Source organism: Marinomonas sp. IMCC 4694 (assembly GCF_008122525.1).
Lineage (GTDB): Bacteria > Pseudomonadota > Gammaproteobacteria > Pseudomonadales > Marinomonadaceae > Marinomonas.
The window spans coordinates 1,702,380-1,717,208 of sequence record NZ_VSRV01000001.1 but is presented as its reverse complement, the minus strand read 5'-3'; the positions used below and the strand labels follow the sequence as shown (position 1 = coordinate 1,717,208).

13 protein-coding genes are annotated in these 14,829 nt (G+C 44.4%); 8 read left to right on the top strand and 5 right to left on the bottom strand.

From position 1 onward, the window contains the following. Positions 1 to 36: 36 nt before the first annotated feature. The gene (locus tag FXV75_RS07750) at positions 37 to 2,496 is read right to left on the bottom strand and encodes an ABC transporter permease (RefSeq protein ID WP_148832266.1); all 2,460 of its coding nucleotides are present in this window, start codon (positions 2,494 to 2,496) and stop codon (positions 37 to 39) included. After that, positions 2,493 to 3,176 carry an ABC transporter ATP-binding protein gene (locus tag FXV75_RS07745; protein ID WP_148832264.1) on the bottom strand — a complete coding sequence of 228 codons (684 nt, stop codon included), beginning with the start codon at positions 3,174 to 3,176 and terminating at the stop codon, positions 2,493 to 2,495. The genes FXV75_RS07750 and FXV75_RS07745 overlap by 4 nt, the downstream gene beginning before the upstream one ends. A gap of 80 nt (positions 3,177 to 3,256) precedes the next feature. Between FXV75_RS07745 and FXV75_RS07740 the strand changes: the two genes are divergently transcribed. The 8 genes from FXV75_RS07740 to FXV75_RS07705 all read left to right on the top strand — a co-directional run bounded on the left by FXV75_RS07740 (position 3,257) and on the right by FXV75_RS07705 (position 10,957). Then, on the top strand, positions 3,257 to 3,856 hold the full coding sequence (locus FXV75_RS07740) for an arylesterase (RefSeq protein WP_262368488.1): 600 nt from the start codon (positions 3,257 to 3,259) through the stop codon (positions 3,854 to 3,856). Continuing rightward, positions 3,853 to 4,851: a D-2-hydroxyacid dehydrogenase gene (locus FXV75_RS07735; protein ID WP_148832260.1), complete on the top strand. Its 999-nt coding sequence runs from the start codon at positions 3,853 to 3,855 to the stop codon at positions 4,849 to 4,851. The genes FXV75_RS07740 and FXV75_RS07735 overlap by 4 nt, the downstream gene beginning before the upstream one ends. Next, positions 4,848 to 5,579 (top strand): pseudouridine synthase, encoded by a 732-nt coding sequence (locus FXV75_RS07730; RefSeq protein ID WP_148832258.1) that lies wholly within the window; start codon positions 4,848 to 4,850, stop codon positions 5,577 to 5,579. Before FXV75_RS07735 ends, FXV75_RS07730 begins: the two co-directional genes overlap by 4 nt. Before the next feature lie 68 nt (positions 5,580 to 5,647). Continuing rightward, complete coding sequence (gene yciH, locus FXV75_RS07725; protein ID WP_148832256.1) at positions 5,648 to 5,992, top strand: stress response translation initiation inhibitor YciH; 345 nt, start codon at positions 5,648 to 5,650, stop codon at positions 5,990 to 5,992. 174 nt (positions 5,993 to 6,166) lie between these two features. Further along, positions 6,167 to 7,177 carry a GGDEF domain-containing protein gene (locus FXV75_RS07720; RefSeq protein WP_262368487.1) on the top strand — a complete coding sequence of 337 codons (1,011 nt, stop codon included), beginning with the start codon at positions 6,167 to 6,169 and terminating at the stop codon, positions 7,175 to 7,177. Positions 7,178 to 7,208: 31 nt separating this feature from the next. After that, positions 7,209 to 7,613, top strand: a complete 405-nt coding sequence (locus FXV75_RS07715) for an acyl-CoA thioesterase (RefSeq protein ID WP_148832252.1) — start codon at positions 7,209 to 7,211, stop codon at positions 7,611 to 7,613. Between the two features lie 3 nt (positions 7,614 to 7,616). Beyond that, positions 7,617 to 9,527 (top strand): alkaline phosphatase D family protein, encoded by a 1,911-nt coding sequence (locus tag FXV75_RS07710; RefSeq protein WP_222863103.1) that lies wholly within the window; start codon positions 7,617 to 7,619, stop codon positions 9,525 to 9,527. 206 nt (positions 9,528 to 9,733) lie between these two features. Further along, positions 9,734 to 10,957, top strand: a complete 1,224-nt coding sequence (locus tag FXV75_RS07705) for a tyrosine-type recombinase/integrase (protein ID WP_148832250.1) — start codon at positions 9,734 to 9,736, stop codon at positions 10,955 to 10,957. A 195-nt stretch (positions 10,958 to 11,152) separates the two neighbouring features. Here the strand turns inward: FXV75_RS07705 and FXV75_RS07700 are convergent, their stop codons facing one another. From FXV75_RS07700 to FXV75_RS07690, 3 genes are all read right to left on the bottom strand, one after another. Continuing rightward, positions 11,153 to 12,127, bottom strand: coding sequence for an IS5 family transposase (locus FXV75_RS07700; protein ID WP_262368604.1), 975 nt, complete (start codon positions 12,125 to 12,127; stop codon positions 11,153 to 11,155). Between the two features lie 429 nt (positions 12,128 to 12,556). Beyond that, positions 12,557 to 13,063 (bottom strand): invasion associated locus B family protein, encoded by a 507-nt coding sequence (locus FXV75_RS07695; protein ID WP_187424865.1) that lies wholly within the window; start codon positions 13,061 to 13,063, stop codon positions 12,557 to 12,559. Positions 13,064 to 13,114: 51 nt separating this feature from the next. Then, positions 13,115 to 14,728, bottom strand: a complete 1,614-nt coding sequence (locus FXV75_RS07690; RefSeq protein ID WP_148832243.1) for a ShlB/FhaC/HecB family hemolysin secretion/activation protein — start codon at positions 14,726 to 14,728, stop codon at positions 13,115 to 13,117. Between the last annotated feature and the right edge of the window lie 101 nt (positions 14,729 to 14,829).

The window sequence follows — 14,829 nt, the reverse complement described above, 5'->3', positions numbered from 1 at the left end:
ACAATGGCTAACAAACACAGCGAGTTATAACCACAATTATAAACCGCGTAACAATAACATTGGCGGTACTTTTAGCACGGTGCGGCTGGCAAATAAGCCAATAGTCGTGATAACTACTACCCCAATCCCTGGGCCAAGCATCCACAGCATAGGATGAAAACTGGCTTGTGTGTTAAATACAAATACCTGCAAACCGTACAAGCAGGTTTCGGCGCCGATTGCCGCGATTAACCCAGCAAAAAAGCCCAGCGCGCCAAATTCCACCAGCAAAGCCTGCCTTACTAGGGCGCCCCTTGCGCCCAACACTCGCAACAAGGCCCCTTCTTCTAGCCTTTCTTCTAACGTCGAGCGCACACTGGCTAAAAGTACCAAAGCCCCTGCGCTTAAAATACAAAACAACACCAGCTGAATCGCTTTAGACAATTGGCCAATAATGGTTTGCACTTGTTGCAAAATGTCACCAACGTTCAAAATAGACACCGTTGGAAAACTCGCCATAACTTGATAAAACGATTGTGCTTTTGCTTCATCGACAAATACGCTGCTGACAAAATTAGCAGGGTAATCTTCCAATGCGCTTTTAGGTAAGATCAGATAAAAGTTAGGTTGCATCGACCCCCAATCAACGGTGCGAATTGAGGTAATAGGCAAGGTCACAAGAGTGCCGCCAATATTAATGGTCAGAATATCGCCCATTTTTAGCCCCGCTTCACTTGCTGAGCGCTGCTCGACAGACAGCCCTTGCGCAGCAAAATCCCCTTCAACCACTTCGTTGCCTTTACCAAGTGTATCGGACCACGTCAGGTTAAGTTCACGATCGTACAATTCAGGCTCACCGCGACCATCTGGGTATAAAGACTGGATTGTCACGCCATTTACGATGGTGACGCGGCCACGCACCATAGGAAACCAATCGGATTGCTCAACGCCAAGAGCGTTGGTTTTCCCATTGATCTCATCGATCTGGTTGGCTTGTACATTGAACAAGTAGTGGTTGGGAGCGTCTTCTGGTAATTGCTGTTGCCAGTCCGCAATCAAACTGGATTTTACACCGACGAGAATCAAGGTCAGCATAATAATGAGCGTAAACACCAGCAATTGAAACAAATTGGGCACCAGTCGGCGATACAAGGACGCTAAACCAATTTGCCACCCGCTGGTGGCGCCTGAGGTTAGCGTTCGCCCTAATTTAAAGGCCAACCAGCCAATGACCCCAACCAGAACAGCAATGCCTGCAATCGCCGCTGTCATAATGCTTGGCAACAAAAAGCCTTTTGTGTAAATGCACATCAGGCCATACATGCCAACGAAGCCAATCAGATAAATGAAAAACGTGTTCAGCTCGATTTTCGCGTTGGGTTGTAAAACAGACAAAGGAGAAATCTTGATCAAATGCGCCATTAGTGGCAAACAAAACACCAACATAGAGATCAAACCGGTTGCCGCACCCAGCCACAAACGTGACACCGACGGCTCAGGTAAGGCGGTGGACATTAAGCCGGATAATAAAGAAGCAATGAGCTCTTGTATGGCCCAACCTACTCCTAACCCCACTAACGCACCTACTACAAACAGAACGAAGAGTTGCTGAAAGAAAACCTTTCCCAACAACTTCGGCGTCGCGCCCAACGTTTTTAAAATCGCCACTTGCATCAAATGGCGCTTCACAAAACGTGCGGAAGCCAATGCCATTGCCACCCCCGACATCACAACAGCCAAGGTCCCAGCCAACAAAAGAAACGACTCGGCGCGTCCAATCGTATCGCCAATTCGGTCGCCCTGTTGCGTCGGCGTGCGCCAACGTTGGCCTTCGTTTAATTGCGGCACAATCCAATCCTCGTATTGGCTCAAAGCATCACGCTCCCCCGCTAGTAGCAAAGAATATCGTACTCGGCTTCCCGGAATAATCACATTGGTCGCGGCCAAATCACTCATATTCATCACCGCTCTGGGCGAGATGGCAAATGCTGACGTACTTGAACCTGGGTCTCGTACTAAGTACTGAGTCACTTTTAGTTTCACGTCACCCACTTCAACAACATCGCCTAACTGGATATTGAGTAAGCTGGCCAAACGTGAAGACACCCATACCGCCCCAGGTAATGGAATACCTTGTAAAGGCTGCCCTGTTCCAAAAAGCGTGTCGTCCACTAAATACGCCCCTTTCAGTGGATAACCTTCACTGACTGCGCTCAATTGGGAAAGCTGTAAGGCGTCATTGGCAAACATCATGGTGGTAAACGACGTTCGCTCGGCGTATTGCAAAGACAAGGAGGCTGCCCGTGATTTCCATTGCTCTGGGATCGCATCATCTGAACGTACCAATCGATCGGCCGCCAATAAGTTGGCGGATTCTTGCTCGAAAGATAATTGCAAGCGGTCAATAAATAATCCTATTGATGTTACCGTGCTGACCGAGATAACCAATGCCAACAGAAGCGTCAGTAAATCACCGCTACGAATGTCACGAAACATTAATCGAAAGGTAAAACTCATACTGTTTTTTCCGTTAATTGGCCAGCAGACATGACCAACTGACGGTCACACATTTGGGCTAAACCGTTGTCATGCGTCACCATCACTAAGGTTGTGCCTTGGGATTGGTTTAGATCAAACAACAGCTTAATGATCAACTGCCCGTTTTCTTCATCAAGATTACCGGTAGGCTCGTCTGCAAAAAGAATTTTGGGATCAGACGCAAACGCTCTCGCAATAGCGACACGCTGCTGTTCGCCACCCGATAATTGATTGGGATAATGAGTCAGACGATGTGACAGGCCTACTTTTTCGAGTAACCGTTCGGCTTTTTTACGGGCTTCTCTATCGCCTTTTAATTCAGCCGGCAACATCACGTTTTCAATGGCTTGTAAGCTGGGTAAAAGATGGAAGGACTGAAACACAAACCCCACATATTGGCCACGTAATAAAGCGCGTTGCTCTTCTGTTTGGCGAGAAAATTCATGTTCGTACAAATGAATTTCCCCCGAGGTGTTGACATCTAATCCGGCAAGCAACCCTAGCAAAGTAGACTTTCCAGAGCCCGATGAACCAACAATAGCAACGGACTCACTTTCTTGGATTTCCATATTAATTCCTTTCAATATGGTCAAATCCCCTGTATTTGATGTCACAGTATGGGTTAAATTAGCTACTTTGATCACGGTACTTCTGGCCATAATGAATCACTCTAAAAAGGGTTAATATGTTTTATAAAAGGCAAATAAAGCAACTAAGTATCATAATAACGCTGCTTTTAATGAGTTCGCTTACTGCGGCCTCCACACTCTTAGTGATGGGCGACAGCCTCAGCGCGGCGTATAATTTACGACAACAAGACGGCTGGGTAAGTTTACTCGAAACTCAACTTTCTCAGACGCATCCTGACATAAAAGTGGTTAATGCCAGCGTTAGCGGTGAAACAACGCAAGGCGGTTTATCTCGTTTTGATGCTTTGCTCAATACTTACCAACCTCATTGGGTTATTTTGGAACTGGGCGCTAATGATGCTTTACGTGGTTACCCGCTGGGACAGACCACAAACAATCTAAATACCATGATTGAGCAAGCCCAAAGTAATGACGCTACGGTGTTGCTTATTGGCAACCAGATTCCGCAAAACTATGGAAAGCGCTACACACAAATGTTTTTCAATTTGTACAAAGACATTGCAGCTCAGCACGAAGTGGCATATTTGCCCTTTATGCTGGAAAACGTCGCGCTCAACCCTGATCTTATGCAAAGCGACGGCTTACACCCCAACAAAGCCGGTCAGCCTGTTGTGTTAAGCAATATTTTGCCCTACCTAATGCCTTTATTAGATAACACTGAGGCAAGAATAATAAGGAAAAATAAATGAAAGCGGTTTTTTTAGACAGAGGGTCTTTTCCAGACGGTGTTTCCTTTAGGTTACCCGCCTCTGTTACTGAGGTGATTGAATACAATAATACGTCTTTGCAACAGGTCGCTGAGCGCATCAAGGATGCAGACATTGTTCTAACAAACAAAGCTCTGATCGATGCGAACGCGTTATATACAGCTGACCATTTACGGCTCATTCAAGTGATGGCAACAGGAACCAATAATGTCGATCTTGTGGCCTGTGAAGCACGAGGAATTCGTGTTCAGAATGTTGCCGGGTATTCTACTATCAGTGTTCCAGAGCACACTTTTGCCATGTTGTTGGCATTGCGTCGAAATTTAACCTGTTATCTTGATGATGTAAAAGCGGGAAAGTGGGCGCAAGCAGAATACTTTTGCTTTTTGGATCATCCGATCAAAGATCTCTCGGGATCGACTCTTTGTATCATTGGTGGTGGAACACTCGGCCAAAAAGTGGCCGGGATTGCGCGTGCTTTTGGAATGAATGTGGTGTTTGCAGAGCGAAAGCACACAAACATCATCCGCGACGGTTACGTTTCGTTTGAAAATGCCATTGCCCGTGCCGATGTTATCAGTATCAATTGCCCACTAACTGACGACACTAAGAACCTGATCAGTCATGCTGAATTTGCGCTGATGAAACCTACTTGCTTGTTATTAAACATTAGCCGCGGTGGAATCGTTGACGAACAGGCCTTGGTTACTGCTTTTAATCATCACACGATCGCTGGCGCTGCGTTTGATGTCGCCACGCAAGAGCCTATGCCGATAAACCACCCTCTTCAAGCACTCAGTCAACGACCAGATTTTTTACTGACCCCTCATATTGCCTGGGCCAGTAGCGAATCTATGCAAACTCTGGCGAACATGGCCATGGACAAGATCGCCCATTTTATAAATGGCGATCACTTAAATGACGTCCACATAGATGTGACTCAAACAGATGTCACTCAAACAGATGGCACTCAATGACACTCGACATTCTTTTTCAAGATGAACACTTAGTTGTGGTAAATAAGCCGTCAGGGCTGCTGGTGCACAGAACACATTTGGCCAAAGATGAGGAAGACGCCGTCGTACAGAGACTTAGAGACCAAACGGGTAAATGGGTATTCCCCGTTCATCGCCTAGACAGAGGAACGTCGGGTGTCTTGGTTATGGCGTTTACCCCAAATATTGCCAGACAATTAGCGGAGCAGTTTGCCAATGCTACGACACAAAAAACGTATCATTGTTTGGTGCGAGGTTTTTGTGATGAGCAAGGCGTTATTGATTACCCTCTAGCTAAGCTCAATGAGCAAAAAGGTCGCTCCCGTTTTAAAATTGAAGGCACGGAACGTGAAGCAGAAACGCAATTTCGTTGTTTGCAACGTTTTGAATTGCCTATTCCGGTTAGCCGATATGCGAGTTTACGGTTAAGCTGGGTAGAAGTTCGACCTAAACAGGGTCGAAAGCATCAAATCAGACGCCATTTTAAACATCATTTAAATCCATTGGTCGGGGACTCCTGTTATGGCTGTCGTCATGTTAACAAAGTGGTTAAAGAACACTGGCCAGAGCATTTTAGGCTTATGTTGCATGCGTCAGAGCTCATGTTTCGCCACCCAGTCACAAATCAAGCCATGCTCTTAAACGCGACACTGAGCGAAGACATTAGCTGCGTATTGAGCAGCCTTACACCAAATAGGATTGTCACATAAAGAACAGAAAATTGTGTTATAAGGATTGGCATAAACACTCACATTCATCAATATAGGCGAACACTGCCATGAAGAACCGTAACCTTGTGTATTCCACTGATAAAGGTAGGTTGTGTACACAATGCGAATTTCCGATTGACGCCTGCCAGTGTAAAAAAGACAGTGTCATTGGCAATGGAAACGTGCGGATCGCGCTAGAAACAAAAGGTCGTAAAGGTAAAGGCGTTACGGTTATAACAGGTTTACCACTTACTGAAGAAGCGCTTAAAAAATTGGGTAAAACGCTAAAAACCCAATGTGGCACAGGTGGAGCGGTCAAGGATGGGCAAATTGAAGTGCAAGGTGATAACCGCCAAAAAATAAAAGATCTACTTGATAAAGCCGGTTTTTTTAGTAAATTTACGGGTGGGTAATAGCTATTAAGCGCCATTCCATTTAGTATAAATTGTATCTATAACAATGATATAGATTAGATTTTGATCATAAGCGTGACATGGTTGTATCTTTTCACGCAGATTATGCAAAACATAACTACCACCAATGAAATGGGACGTCTTAGTGGTTATTAAATGGCAGTAGAGGTGTACATGTTCCAACACAATATAAAACAAGCCAATCGACTCATGCGATCAGCGATTCCGTTAATGGTGAAGCTCAACATCCCCCCTACACCTTACAATTATGGTATCTGGTATGAGTATGCGTCCAATAGAAATCCGACATTAAATCAATTAGTAGACCGGGCCTTAAGACGATTTGGTGGTTTACCAGCCTTTGTATCAAAAGAAATTTTCAATGAGTTCTTTCTACCAGAAGAATATCAAAATACACAGCATCAAGGGGCCGCTCTCAAAAAGCTCACCTGTGACTTGGAAACTCATACCGCGGGTACGTCGGATGAGTTGGGCCAATTTAACCGCACACTACGAAAAGCTAGAAAAGCCATCAAAAAAACCAGTGATCCCCAGCAACTGGATAAACTCGTATTAATGATTGATAAAAGCGCTTTCCATGCCAGCCAAGCGGTTGAATCGTTTTGCGAATCATTAAATGCTGCACATGAAGAACTGGCTGTTCTTCGTGCTGAGCTATCAGAAGCTAAGAAAAGCACCGAAATTGATAACTTAACCCTACTGGCGAACGCGGCTGGCTTTGAGCGCTCATTATTTTCACTGACTCCTCATGCCGAAGACGATTTGACGTTACTTATTATCGACATTGATAACCTTGGTGAAATAAACCGACTTCATGGCGTCAAAGCGGGAACCTCATTAATTCGTTACATTGCCAACTTGTTACTCGAAAGTTTACCTGAAAACGGCTTTATTGCTCGTTTAAAAGGCGGGCAATTCGCAATGCTGCTCAGCGAAACAGAATTAAGCATGGGCTCTCATTTTGCTGAAACCATTAGAAACGCGGTTTCCATGCAAAAAATTAGTAACAAAAACTCTAAAGCACTGCTGAACCAAGTCACAGTTTCCATTGGAGTAGCTACCCTGTATGGTGACGAAAGTCCGACTGAATTAATTACACGCACTAAGAATTATTTACAGCACGCTAAGCGTTCCGGTAAAAACGTCATTGCCCATCATGAATAACCCTCTTTTAATGGCACACAAAGGCTAAGATATGGACATATCAACTTCGGTGCACAAAATTGACTTTGAAGTTCGAGATTATGAATGCGATATGCAAGGCATTGTAAACAATGCGGTTTATCAGAACTATTTAGAGCATGCAAGACACGAGTTTATCAAATCGCGTGGATTAGATTTCGCAGCCATTACGCAACAAGGCGTTTACCTGGTCCTTATTAAGGCCGAACTCGAATACAAACGTTCACTACGAAGTCACGAAGTGTTTTATGTACAGACCCATGTGGAACGCACGTCGAAATTGAAATTTGTTTTTTGTCAAAAATTGTTTCGTAAGGACAATGAGCAACTCATACTCAAGGCTAGGATGACGGTGACGTCCACAACAAAAGAAGGTCGCCCTATTGTGTTTACTCAAGCCGATCGATTGTCGGTGTAAAATGTGCAGGTTTTAGCTGGCCCTATTCTTCGTCGAATGACACCAAATAGAGTGACTTTTTGGTGGTTAACGACGGAATCTGCGTCCGTATCGCTCGATCTGTTGCTTGGTGATTTAAGCGCTTTACAAGTGGCACTGTCTTTAGACACCGACCAGCTCCAAGACGCTCATACAGAAATAAAAGCAGCCGAACAGCTCTACATTCATTTACTTGATCTTAACATTGCCTCATCACTGCCAACCAAAAAAACCATTTATTACGACTTACGGTTAAACGGTTTAGATTGGACGCATTGGGCCAAAGACATTGTTTATGATAATCAGCCTTACCCTTTTTTTGTCCTGCAGCCATCACTAGCTCGGATTCTTCATGGCTCTTGCCGTAAACCTCACCACCCTAGTGACGATGGTTTGTTGCGTGTCGACGAGCTGTTGCAGAAGTCAACACCAGAAGACTGGCCAAGTTTACTTATGATGAGTGGCGACCAAATCTACGCTGACGACGTTGCCTCTCCGATGCTGTGGGCCATTCACCAACTGATTCAACAGCTCAATTTTCCAGTCGAAGCACTTCCGTGCGTTGCGGTCGAGCACTCACAAGCACTTCATAATCACTCACCTTATTATTTTTCTAGGGAAAATCTGTTACCCGAAAACGATGCTAATCGAGGCATGTTAGATCACGTGTTTGGTGGTGCGCGCAAACCAATATTCACCACGGACACAGCACACAACCATCTAATCTCCTTAGCTGAAGTGTTAGGCATGTACGCGCTCGTTTGGTCACCTCAAGCGTGGGAAATACTGCTGGCCCCAAAAGGCTGGTCAATACCCTCCGGCTTAACCGAAGAGCAGCGCGAGACTTATACAAAACAGCACGCGAACTTACAGAACTTTGTCAACGGCTTACCTAAAGTACGTAGAGCATTAGCGCATCTGCCGGTAGCGATGATATTTGATGATCATGACATTACCGACGATTGGAACTTAACCGCCGCGTGGGAAAAAGCCGCTTACGAACACCCTTTTTCCGCGCGAATTATAGGCAATGCTCTGATAGGCTATCTATTGTGTCAAGGTTGGGGGAACGCACCAGAGCACTTTTCAAAACCTTTGATGAAAAAGATACAAAACGTACTTCATTCACCAGGGACAGACGAGCACGATTCACTTATAAGGGCCTTATTCCAGTTTTCTGCCTGGCATTACACGTGGCAAACATCGCCGCCTCTAATGGTATTGGATACCAGAACACAACGTTGGCGTTCTGAACAATCCTTAAACAGTCCGTCTGGATTAATGGATTGGGAATCGATAACCGACCTACAGCACCAACTAAAAGGGCTCGATGCCGTCGTGCTAGTGTCACCAGCACCCATTTTTGGTGTGAAATTAATAGAAGCCATACAAAAGCTGTTTACTTGGATGGGGAAGCCTTTGATGGTCGATGCTGAAAATTGGATGGCGCATCCAGGCTCAGCATACGCTTTAATAAATCTCTTTAGACACAAACAAACACCAAAGAATTTCGTCATTCTTTCTGGTGACGTACACTATTCCTTTGTATACGAGATACAGTTACGCGGCCCAAGGCGCGGACCAGACCTCTGGCAAATTACCAGCAGCGGGATTAAAAATGAATTCCCCGCCACCTTATTAGACACCTTTGATCGGTTGAATCGCTGGCTCTATTCTCCGCGCTCGCCATTAAACTGGTTTACACGACGTCGCAGCATGAAAGTCATCCCGCACAAACCTGAAACCGCCGCCCAGGGTGAGCGGCTACTAAATGGTTCCGGTGTCAGCTTAGTCATACTCAACGCAGATGGCTCCCCGCAGTCTGTCACACAGCTATGCTCAGATGGACGTAACGTAAGATTTAATCTGTCAGAAAAAGACGCGACATGGGAGTAGACACAAAAAAAGACGCCCTTGGACGTCTTTTTTTGTAAAAATGGCGGTGAGCAAGTCCGCCATGATAAGTTCCAGTAAAGTCTAATGTAATATAATAATTCATTATATATCAGTGGCTTATAAAAAATACTTTTCCAATAGCATCCAGCCAGATATACTAAAATCCTGCTTCTATTGATGTACTGGTTGATGTACAAGGAAATTCGATGCCAAAAATTGTAAAAGAGCTTACTGCCCTAGCTGTCTCTAAGATAAAAAAAGACGGTCGTCATGCCGTTGGCGGTGTCAGCGGCCTATCATTAAAAGTGGCAGGTAATTCTAGAAGCTGGGTTCTCAACATGCTTATGGGGACCAGAATAGACAAATCAGGCAAAGAAGTACCTAACCGGCTTTTCCTTGGATTAGGCAGCTACCCTGAAGTTACTCTTTCTGAAGCGAGAGATAAAGCCAGAGAGCTTCGTAGTGAGATCAAAGCCGGCATCAACCCTCTTGAAGCCAAAAAAGAACGCAAAGCCGAAGCTATTCGGCAGCAAGCCAGAAACACCACCTTTAGTGAGTGCGCTCAGTTAGTGTTGAACATCAAAGAAAAAGAGCTAAAGAATATTAAGCATATCGCACAATGGCGTTCTAGTTTGGAGCAATACGCCTTCCCTGTTATTGGTCATTTGCCGGTAAACCAAATAAACAAAACACACATTCTTGAAGTACTTCAACCTATATGGCTTGAAAAGAATGAAACGGCCAGTCGCCTTCGTGGTCGCATTGAAACAATCTTGGATTATGCGAAGGCAAAAGAATTTAGAGACGGTGATAATCCAGCGGGTTGGAAAGGCATGCTTAAACCGCTACTTCCCGAACCAAGTAAAATACAAAATCGCAAGCACCATGCCGCCCTTCCTTATGCTGACATTGCTAATTTTATGAAAGAGCTTTCCAAGCGCCCTGGCCTTGCTGCCAGAGCGCTAGAGTTTTCAATTTTAACGGTTGCTCGCTCTGGTGAAGTACGAGGCGCCACATGGGATGAAATTGATTTTGAAAACAAGATATGGATAGTTCCAGCAGAACGCATGAAAGCCCGCAAGGAACATCGAGTCCCTCTTTCAACCGGTGCCATTAAGATACTTCAAGAGCTCCCTAGGGTTGCTGGTGGCATTTTAGTCTTCCCAGGTCAACAAGGTAAGCAGATGTCAGATATGACGCTTACGGCCGTTCTAAAGCGCATGGATCGTAGAGACTTAACCCAACACGGTTTTCGTTCAACTTTTCGTGACTGGGCGGGGGAAACAACCAGCTTTCCCAGAGAGGTCATTGAACACGCTCTTGCGCATAAACTGAAGGACCAAGCAGAAGCCGCTTACCAACGTGGTGATTTACTTCAAAAAAGAAGGCTACTGATGGAAGATTGGTGGTTAGCGACTCCACATGAGTAATTGAACAAAAAGACAGTGTTTTTACTTACTAGTGCTTGAGCCTGTACACTAGGGAATGTGCGATTAAGTCAGATTATTAGCACTAAGTCGCAGCTGGCCTGATTCGCTCTTTAATTCACTAAAAACCTCGGTTTTTAGTGTTTCTTATTCTCTAGTTGAAGGCTTAAAAGCTCCAACTACCATCATCAAGACGGATTAACCCCGTGCAGACCTTATCATCTGATCCACTCGCAGTATGTTTCCCAGTGCAAACAACACCGCGAGCTTATTGTCATTTTTTGATAGACCTTTATAGACCACTTTGCGGAAGCCAAACTGGCACATCAGTATCCGAAACGGGTGCTCTACTTTTGCTCTGATGCTCGCTTTTATGTACTCAGTATTGATGGGGATTTTATTAATACGGGGATGCTTTTTCCATTCCCGAACCTTGCTTGGCATCTCCGCAATCAACCACTCCAACGTCTTATCTTTGGTTTCCTCACGTTTTTCCACGCCACGGTAGCCCGAGTCAGCATAGACAAACGTCTCATCGCCATGCATGAGCTCAGTGATTTGGTTTAGGTCATGTTCATTGGCAGAAGTGGTGGTGAAACTATGCACCAAGCCACGTTTAGCATCGACTCCAATATGTGCTTTTAATCCGAAGAACCATTGGTTTCCCTTCTTAGTTTGGTGCATTTCTGGATCACGTGATTTGGCTTTATTTTTGGTCGAGCTAGCGGCTTCAATAATAGTCGCGTCAACGATGGTGCCTTCTTTGAAGTAAATACCTGAGTCTGATAGCCATTTATGGACTTCTTTAAATAGTTTTCGTCCAAGCTTATGCTTTTCCAGTAAGTGCCTGAAATTCATAATAGTTGTGTGATCAGGTATCGCACCTTCTAAGGATAACCCAGCAAAAAGCCGCATAGAGGTAATCTCATAAAGAGCGTCTTCCATTGCAGGGTCTCCCATGTTGTACCAGTTCTGCATAAAGTGAATGCGCAACATGGTAGACAAAGGATATGGGCGACGTCCATTACCTGCTTTTGGATAGAAGGGTTCAATTTGGGCTTCAAGCTGCTGCCAAGGAATCAATTCATCCATTCGACCAAGAAAGAGTTCTTTGCGAGTCTTGCGGCGTTTGCTGGTAAATTCGGTGTCGGCGAAGGAAAGCTGGTTCATGATCGGTAGGCGTCGTAGTTGTCTTAAGTCGGCGAGATTATCTCATGTTACCGACTTAATCGCATGTTCCCTAATGTATAGAAGCAATAAAATCGTCTTCGCTTGCAAAGCATACTAGACGATTATTACTACATTGAATAACGTGCTGTGGAATGCCCAAAATAGTTGCACCCACCTATTGCCATAGGTGCAAATATTTTCATCAAGATATTTTCATCTCAACATATTTTAAATATTTTCATCTGACCCCAATTTACACTGTTTAGCGTATTCCGTTAGCTAATGTATAGAAGCAATAAAATCGTCTTCGCTTGCAAAGCATACTAGACGATTATTACTACATTGAATAACGTGCTGTGGAATGCCCAAAATAGTTGCACCCACCTATTGCCATAGGTGCAAATATTTTCATCTGACCCCAATTTACACAATTTACTTTACTCTGTTAGAGGCTTTTGTGAACCCTTTTAGAGACGCCTCCAACACGACGGTCTGCTGAGAACCAAACGGTCTGAAACCAATTTTTAACACATTACCCTTTTCAAAAGCAGAAAGTCGCTCTTGGGTCATTAACACGAAGGATGAACAATCTAGGTTTGAACAAAGAGCATAATCAAACGATTCTTCTTTACCGTCATCAACCGCAATGACAATACCTGGTCTTAAATCTACACCTAAAGGTAAACCGAGTTGCAGTATTTTTCCGTCATCATTGGAAGGCATTAACAGCAAGGTTAAAAGCTTTTGTTTTTTATCGTCCTGTTCCAACCAAAGCATTTGAGTTGCTTGGCAAACCTCTACAGTATCATTCTGCTTCTGACCACATTGCACACCCCAGTCACCATAAGCCGTACTGGCATTTTCAGCTGTTTCGTTGGAAATCGCTAAACCACTCACCGCAATCCCCAACATAAAGCACATCATTTTCATTATCGTCATGTTCATTTTCCAATTAATGTATACGATCAAGATATTTACAGGATACCGTTGTTAAAAGTTATACCGTGCTTTAAACCAAATTTGTGGATCTTGCTGTTTGCTATCTGACACAGAGTCTCCTCCCTTTACTTTCCAAGCAGAAAGCACTTCAGCACTAAACATCTTATCGGTATATCTCAAACCAAGGCCGGCCCCGGATAAATCACGCGATGTCTCGTCCTCTGTTTTTATACGACGTGCTATATCATAAAAAACAAATGGCTGATATTCATCTTTGTTGTATCTGATTTCTATTTGACTGGTCAGTGATTTGCTGCCGCTAGCCTCACCTTGTGGATAAGCTCGAACCCCATTCACTCCCCCTAAGCCCGTTTGCTGAGTGCCGTCAATAGATTGATTAGCATACTGACCGCTGACGCTTGTAAACAATGAATAGCTTGATGGCAAATTTTGCACGCGAGCAATGAGACCTTTGTGTACATTGAAACTACTATCAGTGACTGTTGAAGACTGACTTATGTTGGCTTTTATATTAAAAAGATTACCGTAAGTTACACCGCCACCGTAAAATGAGTCACGATGATCAAATTGCAGACCAACTTGTAAGTTTTTAGCGTCCTTTGAATCTTCAAACCCCCCTCGCTGATCTAAATATTCTGAACGGCTGAATTTAGTTAACGCCGTTACATTCGTGAGCATTGAACGCACTAGTGGATAACTCAGTTGAAAGCTTTGCGTTGTGGCAGTTCCTGAAAATCCGCTTCCAAAATCTTCGATCAAATTATAATCTAAATGTGAGTAACCAAGCTCTGCTCTTAGACCTTTGTACCCCACTGGAAATGCATACTGCGCCTGCCCGAGCCAGGTAGATTCATCGGTGATAAACGTACTAAAAGACAGCTCATCGCCTAATTTTAATAAACGGTTAGCACTGAAATCCAGCAAGAAGCGATCACTTCCTGAATATCGATTACCATAATTATCCACCCCTAGAGACCCAAAGTAACGCTCTCCTTCACGCACAGAAACCATTAAGTCCCCACTACCAACTTTTTTGCTAGGCTGCATTACTGGAACAATGGTAATACCTGGCTGATCACTCAGAATCAATACAGCCCGTTCAAGCTCAGGCGCATATATCACGGATCCTAATTTTAAATCACCAAGATACCCTTGAGTACTTTTAACGAGATCAGCCTCACCGGTTGTTGTTACAACACCATAGCGGCCCTCGACAACTTCAATGGCCAGCTGACCGTCGCCAAAGTCCTGTGCGGGTATAAATGCTCTCGCAAAGGGGTAGCCACTTTCACGATAAAAAATACTAATTCGGTTAGCAAGCGCTTTTAGCCCTGCTAGGTCATACGTTGCCTCAAGTCTATCCACCGCTAGCACGGTGTTCAGCTCACTGCTATCGAACGCTCTGTTTCCAGAAAACATAATAGAGTTCAAAGGGACTTTAATGCCACCTTCAGCGTCTTCACTTAATGGCGCCCCATTCAATGTGAAATTGTCAAGCTGCGGCATCACAGTCGCCTTACTTTCAAGGCTTTTATAGTCTTGGGATAACGAACTTGCGTTTGGTTGAGTCAAGGGTGCCGCATAACTGCCACTCACACTTCCTGCCACCATTAGGGCAAAAGAAACACGCTTCAAATAATACATCTTTAGATCTTTCCTTATTAATCTCGGTTTGGTAGCGCGATGACTCTATCTAGTAAAGTCATCGCGGCTACTAAGAAACACTACAAACCAATATAAAAAAC

Coding starts and splice junctions, on each gene's coding strand:
- FXV75_RS07750 (WP_148832266.1), bottom strand. CDS start 2,496: ATGAGTTTTACCTTTCGATTAATGTTTCGTGACATTCGTAGCGGTGAT.
- FXV75_RS07745 (WP_148832264.1), bottom strand. CDS start 3,176: ATGGCCAGAAGTACCGTGATCAAAGTAGCTAATTTAACCCATACTGTG.
- FXV75_RS07740 (WP_262368488.1), top strand. CDS start 3,257: ATGAGTTCGCTTACTGCGGCCTCCACACTCTTAGTGATGGGCGACAGC.
- FXV75_RS07735 (WP_148832260.1), top strand. CDS start 3,853: ATGAAAGCGGTTTTTTTAGACAGAGGGTCTTTTCCAGACGGTGTTTCC.
- FXV75_RS07730 (WP_148832258.1), top strand. CDS start 4,848: ATGACACTCGACATTCTTTTTCAAGATGAACACTTAGTTGTGGTAAAT.
- yciH (WP_148832256.1), top strand. CDS start 5,648: ATGAAGAACCGTAACCTTGTGTATTCCACTGATAAAGGTAGGTTGTGT.
- FXV75_RS07720 (WP_262368487.1), top strand. CDS start 6,167: ATGTTCCAACACAATATAAAACAAGCCAATCGACTCATGCGATCAGCG.
- FXV75_RS07715 (WP_148832252.1), top strand. CDS start 7,209: ATGGACATATCAACTTCGGTGCACAAAATTGACTTTGAAGTTCGAGAT.
- FXV75_RS07705 (WP_148832250.1), top strand. CDS start 9,734: ATGCCAAAAATTGTAAAAGAGCTTACTGCCCTAGCTGTCTCTAAGATA.
- FXV75_RS07695 (WP_187424865.1), bottom strand. CDS start 13,063: ATGACGATAATGAAAATGATGTGCTTTATGTTGGGGATTGCGGTGAGT.
- FXV75_RS07690 (WP_148832243.1), bottom strand. CDS start 14,728: ATGTATTATTTGAAGCGTGTTTCTTTTGCCCTAATGGTGGCAGGAAGT.